11 protein-coding genes and 2 tRNA genes are annotated in these 15,493 nt (G+C 60.4%); 4 read left to right on the top strand and 9 right to left on the bottom strand.

Annotated elements, in window-relative coordinates; genetic code table 11:
• Positions 1-20: 20 nt before the first annotated feature.
• Both rlmB and rnr read right to left on the bottom strand, forming a co-directional pair.
• Positions 21-782 (bottom strand): 23S rRNA (guanosine(2251)-2'-O)-methyltransferase RlmB, encoded by a 762-nt coding sequence (rlmB, locus tag RHM69_RS23835; RefSeq protein ID WP_003188074.1) that lies wholly within the window; start codon positions 780-782, stop codon positions 21-23.
• Positions 779-3,406 (bottom strand): ribonuclease R, encoded by a 2,628-nt coding sequence (gene rnr / locus RHM69_RS23830; RefSeq protein WP_200599514.1) that lies wholly within the window; start codon positions 3,404-3,406, stop codon positions 779-781. The genes rlmB and rnr overlap by 4 nt, the downstream gene beginning before the upstream one ends.
• A 224-nt stretch (positions 3,407-3,630) precedes the next feature.
• Here rnr and RHM69_RS23825 point away from each other — a divergent pair.
• From RHM69_RS23825 to RHM69_RS23810, 4 genes are all read left to right on the top strand, one after another.
• A tRNA-Leu gene (locus RHM69_RS23825) sits at positions 3,631-3,717 on the top strand.
• Positions 3,718-3,871: 154 nt separating this feature from the next.
• Positions 3,872-3,958 (top strand) — tRNA-Leu (locus RHM69_RS23820).
• Positions 3,959-4,102: 144 nt separating this feature from the next.
• The gene (locus RHM69_RS23815) at positions 4,103-5,128 is read left to right on the top strand and encodes an extracellular solute-binding protein (protein WP_014716672.1); all 1,026 of its coding nucleotides are present in this window, start codon (positions 4,103-4,105) and stop codon (positions 5,126-5,128) included.
• Positions 5,128-6,681, top strand: a complete 1,554-nt coding sequence (locus RHM69_RS23810) for an ABC transporter permease (RefSeq protein WP_073451883.1) — start codon at positions 5,128-5,130, stop codon at positions 6,679-6,681. Before RHM69_RS23815 ends, RHM69_RS23810 begins: the two co-directional genes overlap by 1 nt.
• A gap of 107 nt (positions 6,682-6,788) precedes the next feature.
• On the opposite strand, the gene RHM69_RS23805 is transcribed toward RHM69_RS23810, so the two are convergent.
• The 7 genes from RHM69_RS23805 to hfq form a co-directional block, all read right to left on the bottom strand.
• A complete protein-coding gene (locus RHM69_RS23805; RefSeq protein WP_200599124.1) occupies positions 6,789-8,723 on the bottom strand; it encodes a methyl-accepting chemotaxis protein in 1,935 nt (644 codons plus the stop codon).
• Positions 8,724-8,862: 139 nt separating this feature from the next.
• Positions 8,863-10,152 (bottom strand): adenylosuccinate synthase, encoded by a 1,290-nt coding sequence (locus tag RHM69_RS23800; RefSeq protein WP_020301628.1) that lies wholly within the window; start codon positions 10,150-10,152, stop codon positions 8,863-8,865.
• 54 nt (positions 10,153-10,206) lie between these two features.
• On the bottom strand, positions 10,207-11,394 hold the full coding sequence (locus RHM69_RS23795; protein WP_003188066.1) for an ATP phosphoribosyltransferase regulatory subunit: 1,188 nt from the start codon (positions 11,392-11,394) through the stop codon (positions 10,207-10,209).
• 293 nt (positions 11,395-11,687) lie between these two features.
• Entirely contained in the window at positions 11,688-12,554 is an 867-nt protein-coding gene (hflC, locus tag RHM69_RS23790) for a protease modulator HflC (RefSeq protein ID WP_003188064.1), read from the bottom strand.
• Positions 12,554-13,729: an FtsH protease activity modulator HflK gene (gene hflK / locus RHM69_RS23785; RefSeq protein ID WP_003188062.1), complete on the bottom strand. Its 1,176-nt coding sequence runs from the start codon at positions 13,727-13,729 to the stop codon at positions 12,554-12,556. Before hflK ends, hflC begins: the two co-directional genes overlap by 1 nt.
• 96 nt (positions 13,730-13,825) lie before the next feature.
• Positions 13,826-15,127 (bottom strand): ribosome rescue GTPase HflX, encoded by a 1,302-nt coding sequence (gene hflX / locus RHM69_RS23780; protein ID WP_003188061.1) that lies wholly within the window; start codon positions 15,125-15,127, stop codon positions 13,826-13,828.
• A gap of 12 nt (positions 15,128-15,139) precedes the next feature.
• On the bottom strand, positions 15,140-15,400 hold the full coding sequence (hfq, locus tag RHM69_RS23775; protein ID WP_003188059.1) for an RNA chaperone Hfq: 261 nt from the start codon (positions 15,398-15,400) through the stop codon (positions 15,140-15,142).
• Positions 15,401-15,493 lie beyond the last annotated feature (93 nt).

Here is a 15,493-nt window from a genome sequence, read left to right as displayed (position 1 = left end):
AGCCCGCTCCCACATTTTGATCACTTCTTGGGCTTGGCCTTGGCTTTCGCACCACGCTGACGCTGGGCTTCAAACAGGCAAACACCCGTCGCAACCGACACATTGAGGCTGCTGACGCTACCAGCCATCGGCAGGTGCACCAGGTAATCGCAATGCTCACGGGTCAACCGGCGCATGCCTTTGCCTTCGGCGCCCATGATCAGGATGGTAGGGCCGGTGAGGTCCTGATCATAGATGCTGACCTCAGCCTCTCCCGCCGTACCCACGACCCACAGGCCGCGCTGCTGGAGCTTCTCCAGGGTACGCGCAAGGTTGGTCACGGCCACCAGCGGAATCACTTCCGCCGCACCGCAGGCGACCTTGCGCACCACCGGCGTCAGGGTCGCGGACTTGTCCTTGGGCACGATCACCGCCAGCGCACCGGCAGCATCCGCCGAACGTAGGCAGGCGCCGAGGTTGTGCGGGTCGGTCACGCCGTCCAGCACCAAGAGCAACGGCGCACCTTCGGTACGGTCGAGCAGCTCGTCGAGCATCGCCTCGCCCCACACCTGGCTCGGACTGACGTCAGCCACCACACCTTGGTGAACGCCTTCGACCCACACGTCCATTTCACGACGCTCGGCCTGGCCGATGGCAACCTTATTCTGCGTAGCCAACTCGACCAGCGCCTGTACGCGCGGCTCGCTGCGACCTTCGGCCAACCACACCTGCTTGACGCGCTTGGGATGGTGACGCAGCAGTGCTTCTACGGCGTGCACGCCGTAGATTTTTTCCAGACTCATGACTTGGCCTTAGGTTTGCGCGACCCGCCGCTTTTTGCGGGAGCCGAACCCGCTTTTGGCGGGCCTTTACGGTGTTTACTTGGCTTGCTCGACGGCTTTTCCGCCCCGTGAGACTTTCCCCCAGACGCCGCTTTACCACCGCTTTTGGCTTCGTTGAGCAACTGCTGCTTCAACTCGCGGCTCTTGCGCAGCTCGGCGTTTTTCGCCGCAGCGTCGCTTGGGCGGTAGGCTTCAGGGGCCTTGTCCTTGGCGGAAGAACGACGACCGGCCTTGGCAGCTGCAGGCTCGGCCGTGGTTTTTGCAGTGGTCGCTTTGCCTTTGGACGCAGGCGCTGTGGTTTCACCACGTTTTTTACGACCCGCAGGCTCTGCCGGCTTGTCAGGCATGCCGAAGTCGATCTTGCGCTCGTCGAGGTCGACACGCATGACCTGCACTTCAACGGTATCGCCCAGACGGAAGCTGCGACCGGTGCGCTCGCCCGCCAGGCGGTGATGCACAGGATCGAAGTGGTAGTAATCACCCGGCAAGGCGGTGACGTGCACCAGGCCCTCGACGTAGATGTCGGTCAGCTCGACGAACAGGCCAAAGCCGGTCACGGCGGTGATGACACCAGGGAACGACTCGCCCACGCGATCCTTCATAAACTCGCATTTGAGCCAGTTCACCACGTCGCGGGTGGCTTCGTCGGCGCGGCGTTCGCTCATGGAGCACTGCTCGCCCAGTTGTTCCAGGGCCGCTTCGTCGTACGGGTAGATCCGTGCTTTCGGAATGGTCATGGCACCGGCGCGCTTGACGTGCGGGGTGTTCTGCTTGGAATGGATCACGCTGCGGATCGCCCGGTGCGTGAGCAAGTCCGGGTAGCGGCGAATCGGCGAAGTGAAGTGGGTGTACGCCTCGTAATTCAGGCCGAAGTGGCCCTGGTTATCGGCGCTGTACACCGCCTGGCTCAGGGATCGCAGCATCACGGTCTGGATCACGTGGTAATCCGGACGGTCCTTGATGCTGGCCAGCAGGGCCTGGTAATCCTTAGGCGTAGGACCATCCTTGCCTTTGTGCAGGGACAGGCCGAGTTCGCCGAGGAAGGCGCGAAGTTTTTCCAGGCGCTCCGGCGGCGGGCCGTCGTGCACACGGTACAACGCAGGAATTTCGTGCTTCTTGAGGAACTCGGCAGTGGCCACGTTGGCCGCCAGCATGCACTCCTCGATCAGCTTGTGCGCGTCGTTACGGGTGGTCGGGGTGATCGCCGCAATCTTGCGCTCGGAGCCGAAGACAATCCGGGTTTCCTGGGTTTCGAAATCGATCGCGCCACGGGTATGACGGGCACCCAGCAACACCTTGTACAGCGAGTACAGCTGCTTGAGGTGCGGCACCACGCCAGCGTACTCGGTACGCAGAGCCTTGGCTTCGCTGGTCTTCGGCGTTTCCAGGATGGTGCTGACCTTGTTGTAGGTCAGACGCGCCTGGGAGTGGATCACCGCTTCGTAGAACTGGTAGTCGGTCATTTCGCCGGTTTTGGAGATGGTCATCTCGCACACCATGGCCAAACGGTCGACTTTCGGGTTCAGGGAGCACAGGCCGTTGGACAGCTGCTCAGGCAGCATCGGAATCACGCGCTCTGGGAAGTACACGGAGTTGCCGCGCACCTGAGCCTCGTTATCCAGGGCCGAACCGATCTTCACGTAACTGGAGACGTCGGCAATCGCGACGTACAACTTCCAACCGCCGGAGAACAGGCGCAGCTTGCCAGGCTTGGCTTCGCAGTAGACCGCATCGTCGAAGTCGCGGGCATCTTCGCCGTCAATAGTGACGAACGGCAGATGGCGCAGGTCGATACGTTTTTCTTTGTCTTTCTCTTCGACTTCCGGCTTGAGCTTGGCGGCTTCCTTGAGCACGGCATCAGGCCAGACGTGAGGAATATCGTAGGTGCGCAAGGCAACGTCGATTTCCATGCCCGGCGCCATATAGTTGCCGACCACCTCCACGATATCGCCCTGGGGCTGGAAGCGCGCAGTAGGCCAGTGGGTGATTTTCACCTCGACGAACTGGCCGACCTTGGCGGCGCCATTGCGGCCCGGGGTGATCAGCACTTCCTGCTGGACCTTGGGGTTATCCGGCACAACGAAGCCGATGCCGCCTTCTTCAAAGTAACGGCCGACGATAGATTCGTGGGCACGGGACACCACTTCGACGATCACGCCTTCACGACGACCACGGCGGTCGAGGCCAGAAACCCGCGCCAGGGCACGGTCGCCATCGAACACCAGACGCATTTGCGCCGGGCTCATGAACAGGTCGTCGCTGCCATCGTCCGGTATCAGGAAGCCGAAGCCGTCGCGGTGGCCGGCAATGCGGCCCAGGATCAGGTCGAGCTTGTCTACCGGCGCGTAAGTGCCACGACGGGTGTAGATCAATTGAGCATCGCGCTCCATCGCACGCAAACGGCGGCGCAGGGCTTCGAGCTGGTCTTCGGTGGTCAGACCGAATTCTTCGACCAACTGCTCGCGGCTAGCAGGCGAACCACGATCGGCGAGGTGCGCCAGGATCAGTTCGCGGCTAGGAATAGGGTTTTCATATTTTTCCGCTTCACGAGCGGCCTCGGGATCGAGGGACTGCCAATCGGCCATTAGAGAGTTTTCACCTTGTCTATATGTGGGTTAGTTTGGCATACGCGTATTGAAACGGGAAATTTCAGGTATCAACAAGCGTTTAAAAGACCTTTACGACCCCCGCCACGCACCTTGCACGACCGCTGGTGAAATTTTCCAGGCTTTTTTCATGGCAGGGGTTTACAGCTCAAATATCGCTCCGTATAGTGCGCGCCATCGACGACGGCAACGTTGTTGATGCTGCCCAGGTGGTGAAATTGGTAGACACGCCAGCTTCAGGTGCTGGTGATCGCAAGGTCGTGGAAGTTCGAGTCTTCTCCTGGGCACCAAATTCAGATCAAACCCGCGAAAGCGGGTTTTTTCGTTTCAGGCCTTTGATTTTTAACGGAAAAATTGATTTATATTTTTCGAATCAGGGGTTTACAGATTAAAAACCCCGCCGTATAGTTCGCCCCATCAACAGCGGCAACGTTGTTAGATAATGCCCAGGTGGTGAAATTGGTAGACACGCCAGCTTCAGGTGCTGGTGATCGCAAGGTCGTGGAAGTTCGAGTCTTCTCCTGGGCACCAAATTCAGATCAAACCCGCGAAAGCGGGTTTTTTCGTTTCCGGGGTTTGAAAACTTCCCCAGTGATTTCCCCCTCATCCGCACTTGAGAAGATTTATCGTTTATCCTTGCAATGATTTGTTGCATATAAGCGAGGAACACTTCGGATGATGATCCGTGACAACCGACTCAAGACATCCCTTCTGCGCGGCCTGACCCTCACCCTACTCAGCCTGACCCTGCTCTCGCCCGCCGCCCATTCTGCCGACAAGGTCTCCCTGACCTTATACAACGGCCAACACAAAGAAGTCGGCGATGAACTCGCCAAGGCCTTCGAAGCCAAGACCGGCATCCACGTCAACGTGCGCAAAGGCAGCAGCAACCAGTTGGCCAGCCAAGTCGTCGAAGAAGGTGAGCGCTCCCCTGCCGACGTCATCTACACCGAAGAATCACCGCCCCTGAACAAACTCGGCGAGCAAGGCCTGTTGGCAAAAATCGATGCCAGCACCCTCAATGTGCTGCCCAAGGATTACGTGGGTAAAAACGGCGACTGGATGGGCGTGACCGCACGCACCCGCGTCGTAGCCTTCAACCCCAAATTGATTGCGGAAAAAGACTTGCCCAAGTCGGTACTGGATTTCGCCGGCCCCGAATGGCAAGGCAAGGTCGGTTTCGTGCCCACCAGCGGCGCGTTCCAGGAACAAGCCGTGGCAATCATCAAGCTGCACGGTCGCGAAGCCGCGGAAGAATGGCTGACCGGCCTGCGCGCCTTCGGCAAGGTGTACAGCAACAATATGGTCGCCCTCAAGGCCGTGGAAAACGGCGAAGTGGCTACCGTGCTGGTAAACAACTACTACTGGTTCGCCCTGAAAAAGGAAAAAACCAACCTGGACTCCCAGCTGCATTACTTCACCGATGGTGATGCTGGCGGCCTGATCACCGTGTCCTCCGCTGCCGCACTCAAATCCAGCAAGCATCCCAAAGAAGCTCAGCAATTGCTGGCATTCATGGCCAGCGAAGAGGGCCAGCGCGTGATCACCAACACGTCGGCCGAGTACCCGCTGCGCAAGGGCATGGAATCGAACCGCGGCCTCAAGCCATTTAGCGAGCTGCAGCCACCAAAGGTCACCCCCGCAGACCTGGGTAACGCCGAAGAAGCCCTGGAGCTGGAACGTGACGTTGGCCTGAACTGATGAACCCATCGCTTTCCGTCACGGGGTTCACCCCCCGTCGCAAACGCCCGTCAATCTGGCTGCTGCTGCCTGTGCTATTGCTGGTTGGCCTGAGCCTGTTGCCGCTCGCCTATGTCGGGCTCAAAGCCTGGCAGGCGGGCTGGACGGAGGCGGTGCATCTACTGTGGCGACCTTATGTGTTCGGGCTGCTGCGCAACACGCTGGCATTGATGGTCGGCGTGACCCTGACCTGCGGCGTGATCGGCCTGTCCCTGGCCTGGCTACTGGAACGCAGCAACCTGCCAGGACGGCGCATCTGGGGCGTGATCCTGTGCCTGCCGTTTGCGGTGCCGGCGTTTGTCAGCAGCTTTACCTGGGTGTCGCTGAGCGCTCAGTTCGAGGGGCTCGGTGGCGCGATCCTGGTGATGAGCCTGTCCAAATACCCGCTGGTGTTTTTGCCGGTGGCGGCAACACTGCGCAATCTAGACCCCTCCCTGGAAGAATCGGCCCGCACGCTGGGGCTCAACCGCTGGGGCGTGTTCTTTCGCATCACACTCCCGCTGCTGTGGCCATCGCTGCTGGCCGGCTCACTATTGATCGCACTGCACATGCTGGTGGAATTCGGCGCGCTGTCGATTATCGGGTTGCAGACCTTCACCACCGCGATCTACCAGCAGTTCGAACTGGAATTCAGCAATGCCAATGCGGCAATGCTCTCGGCAGTGCTGCTGGTGATGTGCCTGACCCTGCTGTGGCTGGAGCTGCGCGTACGCGGCAAAGGCCGGCATGTGCGCATCGGCCAGGGCGCGGCGCGGCACGCCGAGCAGGTTCGACTCGGCAAGTGGGCGCCATTGGGCCAGGTGTATTGCCTGGCATTGGCGATCATCGGCAGCGGCATCCCGCTGGGCATGCTCGGCTATTGGTTGGCCGTCGGTTCGTCAGCGGCGTTTCCGATGGCCGAGATCAGCGAGGCGCTGCTGTCATCCCTGGCGCTCTCCCTGGGCGGCGCCGCACTGTGCCTGGTACTGGCAGTGCCGGTTGGGCTGCTGGTGGTGCGCTACAAAGGACAGTTGGCAATCTGGGCCGAACGCTTGCCGTATCTACTGCATGCCCTGCCCGGCCTGGTGATTGCGCTGACCCTGGTGTATTTCGCCCTGCATTACATCCCCGCGCTGTACCAGACCTCTGCGTTATTGCTGATTGCTTATGCGCTGCTGTTTTTGCCGTTGGCACAGGCGCCGATTCGTACAGCACTGAACAAGGCGGCGCCACAGCTGGAAGAGGCTGCGCGCACGTTAGGCGCATCGTCCTTCAGTGCGTTTTGCCGGGTGACGTTGCCAATCATCTTTCCGGCGCTGGGGGCGGCGTTTGCCTTGGTGTTCCTGGATGCGATGAAGGAATTGACGGCGACGTTGCTGCTCAGCCCGACCGGGTTGAATACCTTGGCGACGGCCGTCTGGGCACATACCTCGAATGTGGAATTTGCGGCGGCGGCGCCGTATGCGGCGTTGTTGATAGTGGTGTCGGGGTTGCCGGTGTATCTGCTCACGACTCGGATGTATCTGAGTCGCTGAAACAGTTATCGCAGGCAAGCCAGCTCCCACAGTGACCGAGTTCCAACTTTGGAATGCAGTTGAATGTGGGAGCTGGCTTGCCTGCGATGAGGCCCGTCCAGACAACCTCAAGCCCTGAACTGCCCCAAGCTCGCCTTCAACTGCGCCGCCAACCCATCCAGCACCTTGCCACTGGCCGTCGTCTCCACCACCGCTTGCGCCGCACGCTCGGCCTGGGCATGGATCACCTCGACGCGCCCACGCACCGCATGCGCGCCCTGGGCTTGATGCTCGGCCGCGCGCGTCGCCAGGCCAATCGCCGCATGCACCTGCTCCACAGAAGCCTGCACCGTCTGCTGCAAGCGCACGCTATCGCGCAGCACCAGCAGGCCCTCACTGGCCTGGCGCCCCGCCTTGCCGATGGTTTCTACGGCCTCACGCGCGCCCTGCTGCAACGCAACAATATGCGCCTGGATATCGCCAGTGGAGCTTTGAGTCTTGCTGGCCAGCGCACGCACTTCATCGGCCACCACCGCAAAGCCGCGCCCAGTCTCGCCAGCCCGTGCCGCTTCGATGGCCGCGTTGAGAGCGAGCAGGTTGGTTTGCTCGGCGATACCGTGAATCACGGTCAACACCACTTCAATTTGTTCGCTTTGCTGCGCCAGCCGTTCGATCACCTGGGAACCGGCCTGCACCTGCCCCGCCAACGCCTCGATCAAGCTGCCAACTTCGGCCGAGGTCCGTGAGTTTTCATCCGTGGCCTGGCGAATATCCACCACCTGCTGCAGGGCCGCCTGCATGGCGTGGCTTTCGGCCTGGGCCTCATCGGCCATTTGCGACAAAGCGCGCAAACTCTCGGCCACTTCATCACGCTGCAAGCCCGCCGCCGCATCGGCGCCAGCATTGCGCAACGTCATGGCGCCGATTTCCACGCCAGTACGCTGGGCCACGTCGCCTGCCTCCCGCACGATGGGCTGCAACTTATCCACAAAGCGATTGACCGCCGAGGCCATATCACCGATTTCATCCTTGCTGTTGATCTGCACGCGCTTGGTGAGGTCGCCTTCGCCGGCCGCCAGGTCATCCATCGCGGCAATCAGCAGCTTCAGACGATTGACCACGCGCCGGCCCAGCACAATAGCGATCAGCAGCAAGACCCCAAGCCCCACCAGCGCCAGACCCATGCCGATACGCCAGCGCAGGGTGCCCGCCGCGTCTTGCACAGCGGCGGCCGTGTTGGCCGTCATTTGCGTGGCAGTGGCTTGCGCCGATTGCAGCCGGGCGCCCATGGCGTTGGCGCTGTCAGCGGCGGCTCCCTTGAGGCTGTCACCCACCAGCTGATCACCGCTGGCGATCAGCGCGGCAAAGCGCTTATCCAAGGCTTGCAGGTCGGCTTCAACCGTCGCGGTCGACACGCCCATGCGCACCTTGCCGATTTCCACACCGTTGGGGCTGATGGAGGCTTCGACGTAATACACGGAGGGGTCTGTCTTGGCCGCGTCCAGCACCTTGTCCAGGGCACGTTCCCCTGCGCCCTTTGCCAGCAGGGCCTGGTTGATCGGGTTTTCGCGGTTCAGGTATCGGGTCAGGTGCTCGCCTGCGGCGTCGTCATACACCACAAACAGCACATTGGGGTTGCGCTGGGCCCGGCGGGCAAACTCAGAAAGGGTCGGCACGTCACTGTCCCACATGGCACGGGGCGCGACCGAGGCCAGCAGTTGCGCCATGTCATTGGCGGAGTCCTGCAGGTCTTTTTCCAGCGTCGCACGCAACTGCTCTTGCTCTTCCTGCAAGCGCGTGGAAAGCCCGGCTGTGAGGCGCTGGCGCGTGCTGGCGGAGAGGCTGTCCAGGCTGGACGTGACTTCCTTGCCAGCCTGGGCCAGTTCACCAGACAACTTCTGGCTATCTATGCCCAGGCGATTGCCCAAATCGGCTTCCAGCGCCGTCACCGTGCTCCGCGTCAGCGCGACGGCCACCAGCACTTGCACCAAAAGAGCGATACCAAGGGTAACGAACACCGGCCGCAACAGACGGCTTTGTAACAACGAGAGAACGGCAGACACTGGAAATCCCTCCACCACGGGTGCCATTAATTTGATAGCACCTCGAAAGAGGGAAACACAGCAAGGGTCGTGCCGCTTGCCATGCAGAAACGACAAAGGGCTCCCGAAGGAGCCCTTTGCTTTTTACATCAACAGCTTATTACGCGAACGGGTGACGCAGAACGATGGTCTCGTTGCGGTCCGGGCCGGTCGAAATAATGTCGATCGGTGCGCCGATCAGCTCTTCCACACGCTTGATGTAGGCGCGGGCGTTGGCTGGCAGTTCTTCCAGGGTCTTGGCGCCCACGGTCGATTCGGTCCAGCCTGGTACTTCTTCGTACACAGGCTGCAGGCCCACGTAGCTGTCAGCGTCAGTCGGGGCAACATCGTTGCCTTGGGCGTCTTTGTAGCCGACGCAAATGTTGATGGCTTCCAGGCCGTCGAGTACATCCAGCTTGGTCAGGCAGATGCCCGAGATGCTGTTCACATCGATAGCGCGACGCAGGATAACGGCGTCGAACCAGCCGCAACGACGAGCACGGCCAGTGGTGGCGCCGAATTCGTGACCTTGCTTGGCCAGGTGTGCGCCAACGTCGTCGAACAGCTCAGTCGGGAACGGACCGGAACCTACACGGGTGGTGTAAGCCTTGGTGATGCCCAGGATGTAGTCCAGGAACATCGGGCCAACGCCCGAGCCGGTGGCAACGCCGCCAGCAGTAGTGTTGGAGCTGGTCACGTACGGGTAGGTACCGTGGTCGATGTCCAGCAACGAACCCTGGGCACCTTCGAACATGATGTCCTTGCCAGCGCGACGCAGCTCGTGCAGCTCGGCCGTCACGTCCAGCATCAGCGGCTTTAGCAGCTCAGCGTATTCCTTGCACTCGGCCAGGGTCTTTTCAAACTCGATGGCTGGCTCTTTGTAGTAACCGACCAGCATGAAGTTGTGGTAATCCACCAGTTCACGCAGCTTGTCTTCAAAGCGCGGCATGTTGAGCAGGTCGCCCACACGCAGGCCACGACGTGCAACCTTGTCTTCGTAGGCCGGGCCGATGCCGCGACCGGTGGTGCCGATCTTCAGCTCGCCACGCGCCTTTTCACGGGCCTGGTCCAGCGCAACGTGGAAGGACAGGATCAGCGGGCAGGACGGGCTGATACGCAGGCGCTCGCGCACCGGTACGCCTTTTTCTTCCAGCTTGGTGATCTCGCGCAGCAGGGCGTCAGGTGCAACCACCACGCCGTTGCCGATCAGGCACTGCACGCCTTCGCGCAGAACACCCGACGGGATCAGGTGCAAGACGGTTTTTTCGCCATCGATGACCAGGGTGTGGCCAGCGTTGTGGCCACCTTGGTAGCGCACTACGGCGGCAGCATGTTCGGTCAGCAGATCAACGATCTTGCCTTTGCCCTCATCACCCCATTGGGTGCCCAGGACTACGACATTCTTACCCATAACACTTGTCCTCATTCGCGCAAACTTGGTGCCGGCGATGGCCGGCAGGAAAACTCAAGAAGCCAGTGGCGATACTTGCCAAAGCCCGTTCTGCTGAATCAATTGCCGGTCGCAGTCCGCTTCACGGGCGGCGGCCAATGGCTGCCCAGGCAAGGCCTGGACTACACGCTGACCCTCACGGCGTAACTGGCAAACCTGCTGCCAGAGCGCTGCGTCCGTACTGTCGGGCATCCAGATGCCACCAGACGGCAGCTCGACCTCAGCACGCCCCAGGGTCACCAGGGTTTTCAAATCGGTGGAAAAACCAGTGGCCGGACGCGCACGACCGAAGTCGGCGCCGATATCGTCATAGCGACCACCTTGGGCGATGGCCTGGCCAACACCCGGGACGAATACCGCGAACACCACACCGGTGTGGTAGTGGTAACCGCGCAATTCACCCAGATCAAAATACAGCGGCAGCTCCGGGAACCGTGCCGACAGGCGCTCGGCAATTGCCAGCACATCGTCCAGTGCTGCCAATACCGGTGCCGGCGCATTCGCCAGGCGCTCACGCGCAGCCACCAGCACTTCACGGCCGCCGCACAGGTCTACCAGCGCCCGCAGCATGCCAGCCAGCTCAGCAGGCACACCCTCGGTGAGAGCGATCACTTCATCGATCGCCTTGCGCTGCAGGGCATCGAACAACTGCTGCTCCACTTCACCGGACAACCCGGCAGCGCGCGCCAAGCCACGGTAGATACCGACATGGCCCAGGTCCATGTGCACATCCGGCACATCCGCCAGTTGCAGCATGGCCAGCATCAGGCTGATCACTTCAACATCGCTGCTCGGGCTGGCATCGCCGTACAACTCGGCGCCCAACTGGATCGGGCTACGGGAAGACGACAACGCACGCGGCTGGGCATGCAGTACGCTACCGGCGTAGCACAGGCGACTCGGGCCTTCGCGCCGCAGGGTGTGCGCATCGATGCGCGCCACTTGCGGCGTGATGTCGGCACGGAACCCCATTTGCCGGCCCGATTGCGGGTCGATGACCTTGAAGGTGCGCAGATCCAGGTCCTGGCCCGCGCCGGTCAGCAGGGATTCCAGGTACTCGATATGGGGAGTCACGACAAACTCGTAACCCCAGCTCTGGAACAGATCCAACACCTGGCGACGCGCTACTTCAATGCGCGCAGCTTCTGGTGGCAGTACTTCTTCGATGCCATCTGGCAGCAGCCAGCGGTCTACCGTTGCCATTACGCCATTCCCCTTTGATCCGGGCGGCCAGCCCTCGGCCGAGCCTTGAGTGAAGCAGAAAATACCCGCCCCTTGCATAAACCACGCGCAAGAGCGACGTGACGAATGGCCTGCAAACGGCCTCGTCGGGCACTTTCCTCGAAAAACCTGTCACGCCTGCCGAATCAAACATGCAGACGCAAAAAAGCCGGGAATTTCCCGGCTGCCGCATCATACACCCGTTTTCTGAAAGGATCACCCCGCCAGGCATTTTAGCCGCCCGACGGAGTGCGCCTTACAGAATCACGGGCTGGTTACTTAGACTTTTCCAGGTAGCGGAAGAAGTCGCTGCTTGGGTCCAGCACCAGTACGTCGGTTTTGTTCGCGAAGCTTTCACGGTAGGCTCGCAGGCTACGGTAGAACGCGTAGAACTCCTGGTCCTGGCCATAGGCCTTGGCGTAGATCGCCGCGGCTTGAGCATCACCGTCACCACGAGCCTCTTCAGACTCACGATAGGCTTCTGCCAGCAGTACACGACGCTGACGGTCGGCATCGGCACGGATACCTTCAGCCAACTCGTTACCCTTGGCGCGGTGCTCACGCGCTTCACGCTCACGCTCGGTGCTCATACGCTCGAACACGCTGCGGTTCACTTCCTTGGGCAGGTCAATGGCCTTGACGCGAACGTCGACCACTTCAATACCCAGCTCTTTTTCCGCCATGGTGTTCAGCGAACGGGTGATGTCAGCCATCAGCGCATCACGTTCACCGGATACCACCTCGTGCAGGGTGCGCTTACCAAACTGGTCACGCAGGCCCGATTCCAGACGACGGGACAAACGCTCGTCGGCAATCTGCTTGAGGCCGGAAGTCGCGGTGTAGAAGCGCTCGGCATCCTTGACGCGCCACTTGGCGTAGGCGTCAACCATCACGGCTTTCTTTTCCAGGGTCAGGAAGCGCTGTGTCGGTGCATCCAGGGTCATCAGGCGGGCGTCGAACTTGCGCACCTGGTTGACGTAGGGGACTTTTACATGCAGGCCCGGCTGGACATCCGCCTGGACCACGCGACCGAATTGCAGCAGCACCGCACGCTCGGTCTGAGCGACGATGTAGAAGCAGTTCCAGGCAGCGATGACCACGACGACGCCCACAATCAGGGCGGTCAGCGATTTATTGCTCATCAACGGCTCTCCCTGGTACGTGTTTGCTGTTGCAGCAAGTCAGCGGCCGCACGGGCACTCGCTTCGTTGGCAGCGGCATTCGAACCGGTGGACGGTGCACTGGCGCCGCTACGACCACCTTCGATCATCTTGTCCAGCGGCAGGTACAGCAGGTTGTTCTGCCCACCTTTGCTGCCGGTCACGAGAACCTTGCTGGTGTTGCTGAAGACTTCCTGCATGGTGTCCAGGTACAGACGCTCGCGGGTCACTTCAGGAGCCTTGCGGTACTCGGCAACCAGCTTGGTGAAACGATCTGCCTCACCCTTGGCGCGGGAGACCACTTCATCGCGGTAACCGTTGGCATCTTCAAGGATGCGCTGGGCCTGACCACGGGCTTCCGGCACAACGCCGTTGGCATAGGTTTCAGCCTGGTTGCGCGAACGCTGCTCGTCTTCACGGGCACGGATCACGTCGTCAAAGGCTTCCTGCACTTCACGCGGTGCCGCTGCGCTCTGTACGTTCACCTGAGTGACGGTAATACCAGTGCGATAGGTATCGAGGAACCGTTGCAGACGCTCCTTGATTTCGCTGGCCATCAACTCACGACCTTCGGTCAGCACCTGATCCATGGCGGTGGAACCCACCACGTGGCGCAGGGCACTTTCGGTTGCGTGTTGCAGGCTGATTTCCGGCTGATCAACGTTCAGCACGAAGTCTTGCAGGTTGCTGATCTTGTACTGCACGGTCAGCGGCACTTCGACGATGTTCTCGTCTTCGGTCAGCATCTGGCCCTGCTTGGTGTACGCACGCTCACGCGTCACGTTCTCCATGTACTTCTTGTCGATCGGCGGGAAATAGATGTTCAGGCCTGGCCCGACAGTCTCGTAGTACTTGCCGAAGCGCAGCACCACGGCTTGCTCCTGCTCGTCCACCACGTAGACCGCGCTGTACAGCCATACGGCCGCGAGCACGACAAGACCCAGGCCCAGCAGGCCATAGCCACCGCCCTTGCTTGTGCGACCGCCGTCGTCACCACCACGTTTTTTTCCACCACCGAACAACCCATTCAGGCTTTCCTGCAGCTTTCGGAAGGCCTCGTCGAGATCCGGTGGCCCCTTGCGGTCGCCGTTATTGCGGCGCTTACCACCCCAAGGATCCTGATTATTCGAGTTGCCACCCGGCTCATTCCAAGCCATAGCGCTCTCCATCTGATAAAGCAAAGACGCACCCACGGCGCGCCGACCAATGCTACAGAATGCCTGCTACTGCGGCACAACCGCTTTCTCAGGCTTTTATTGCAAAGTGTGTTGTTCGATAAACTCTGCCGGTACAACACCCTCTCGGCTGACCAGCCGATTGAGTTCCGAGCGTGGCAATCGAACGGCCAGCAAGCTGACACCTTCTTCGTCGTGTTCTTCTTTCTGTACAGCGCCCAACTCGAAAAACTGTGCACGCAGTCGAGCAAAACGCTGCGGCAAGCGCAAGGTGCCGACGAACAAATCGCTGCCGAGCAATTCGGCAATGGCTTGTTCCAGCAACTCCAAGCCACTGCCATCTCGCGCCGACAACCAGACCCGCTGGGGCTTGCCGTTCTCGTCGCGCTGGATCTGTGGCTCAACGCCTTCAAGCAAATCGAGTTTGTTATAGACCTCGAGGATCGGCAAGTCCTGGGCACCAATCTCGCCCAGCACCACCATGACCTGTTCAATCTGCAACATGCGATCCGGTTCGGCCGCATCGATCACGTGCAACAGCAAGTCGGAATTGCTCGACTCTTCGAGCGTAGACCGAAATGCCTCGACGAGCTTGTGGGGCAGGTGACGAATGAAACCCACGGTATCGGCCAGCACAATCGGCCCCAGGTCGTCGATGTCCAGACGCCGCAGGGTCGGGTCGAGGGTGGCGAACAGTTGGTCGGCCGCGTACACATCCGACTTGGTCACGTTATTGAACAGCGTGGATTTGCCGGCGTTGGTGTAGCCCACCAACGACACCGTAGGGATATCCGCACGGGAACGGCCACGTCGCGACTGCTCGCGCTGGCTGCGCACTTTTTCCAGGCGGCCCTTGATCTGGCGCAGGCGAACCCGCAGCAGACGCCGGTCGGTTTCCAACTGGGTTTCACCCGGGCCACGCATGCCGATACCGCCACCCTGACGCTCAAGGTGAGTCCAGCCGCGAACCAGGCGGGTGCTCATGTGATCAAGCTGGGCCAGTTCGACCTGGAGCTTGCCTTCATGGGTACGGGCGCGCTGGGCGAAAATGTCGAGAATCAGGCCGGTACGGTCGATCACGCGACACTCGAAAACACGTTCGAGGTTACGTTCCTGACTGGGCGTGAGGGTGTGATTGAAGATCACCAGATCGGCTTCTTCGGCATGAACCAGGTCGCGCAGTTCCTCGACCTTGCCGCTGCCAATCAGGTATTTGGCGGTTGGCCGATGACGCGGTACGTTAAAAAACGCAACGGTCTCGGCGCCGGCCGAATTTGCCAACTCCTGAAACTCCTGCGGATCTTCGCGCGCCTCAGGGTCCTGTCCATCCAAGTGAACGAGGATTACTCGCTCACCACCACCGTGGCGCTCAAAGAACAAAGGAGACTCCTATCAGGCGTTACCTGGCTCAGCGTCACCCTGTTCATCACCTGCTGCGCTAGGCAGACGGATTGGACGAACTGGAACGACTGTCGAGATAGCGTGCTTGTAAACCATCTGGCTGACGGTGTTTTTCAGCAGGATAACGAATTGGTCGAACGACTCGATCGTACCTTGCAGCTTGATGCCGTTGACCAGATAGATGGAAACCCCAACTTTCTCTTTACGTAAAGTATTCAAGTAAGGGTCTTGTAGCGAATGCCCTTTTGACATGTGCCGCACTCCTTTAAGGATCAATAATAAAAAATCGGAAAATAGATAGCTTATGGCCGTCACACCCCCAAGGATAGACGGCAATTGCAAGGA

Origin of the sequence: Pseudomonas sp. CCI1.1, assembly GCF_034348165.1 — a bacterium.
Lineage (GTDB): Bacteria > Pseudomonadota > Gammaproteobacteria > Pseudomonadales > Pseudomonadaceae > Aquipseudomonas > Aquipseudomonas paracarnis.
The sequence above is the reverse complement of the archived record's forward strand: the minus strand, read 5'-3'. Positions and strand labels throughout refer to the sequence as shown.

Bases quoted from the DNA above. Each gene is read 5' to 3' on its own strand.
- rlmB (WP_003188074.1), bottom strand. From the start codon at position 782: ATGAGTCTGGAAAAAATCTACGGCGTGCACGCCGTAGAAGCACTGCTG.
- rnr (WP_200599514.1), bottom strand. From the start codon at position 3,406: ATGGCCGATTGGCAGTCCCTCGATCCCGAGGCCGCTCGTGAAGCGGAA.
- RHM69_RS23815 (WP_014716672.1), top strand. From the start codon at position 4,103: ATGATGATCCGTGACAACCGACTCAAGACATCCCTTCTGCGCGGCCTG.
- RHM69_RS23810 (WP_073451883.1), top strand. From the start codon at position 5,128: ATGAACCCATCGCTTTCCGTCACGGGGTTCACCCCCCGTCGCAAACGC.
- RHM69_RS23800 (WP_020301628.1), bottom strand. From the start codon at position 10,152: ATGGGTAAGAATGTCGTAGTCCTGGGCACCCAATGGGGTGATGAGGGC.
- RHM69_RS23795 (WP_003188066.1), bottom strand. From the start codon at position 11,394: ATGGCAACGGTAGACCGCTGGCTGCTGCCAGATGGCATCGAAGAAGTA.
- hflC (WP_003188064.1), bottom strand. From the start codon at position 12,554: ATGAGCAATAAATCGCTGACCGCCCTGATTGTGGGCGTCGTCGTGGTC.
- hflK (WP_003188062.1), bottom strand. From the start codon at position 13,729: ATGGCTTGGAATGAGCCGGGTGGCAACTCGAATAATCAGGATCCTTGG.
- hfq (WP_003188059.1), bottom strand. From the start codon at position 15,400: ATGTCAAAAGGGCATTCGCTACAAGACCCTTACTTGAATACTTTACGT.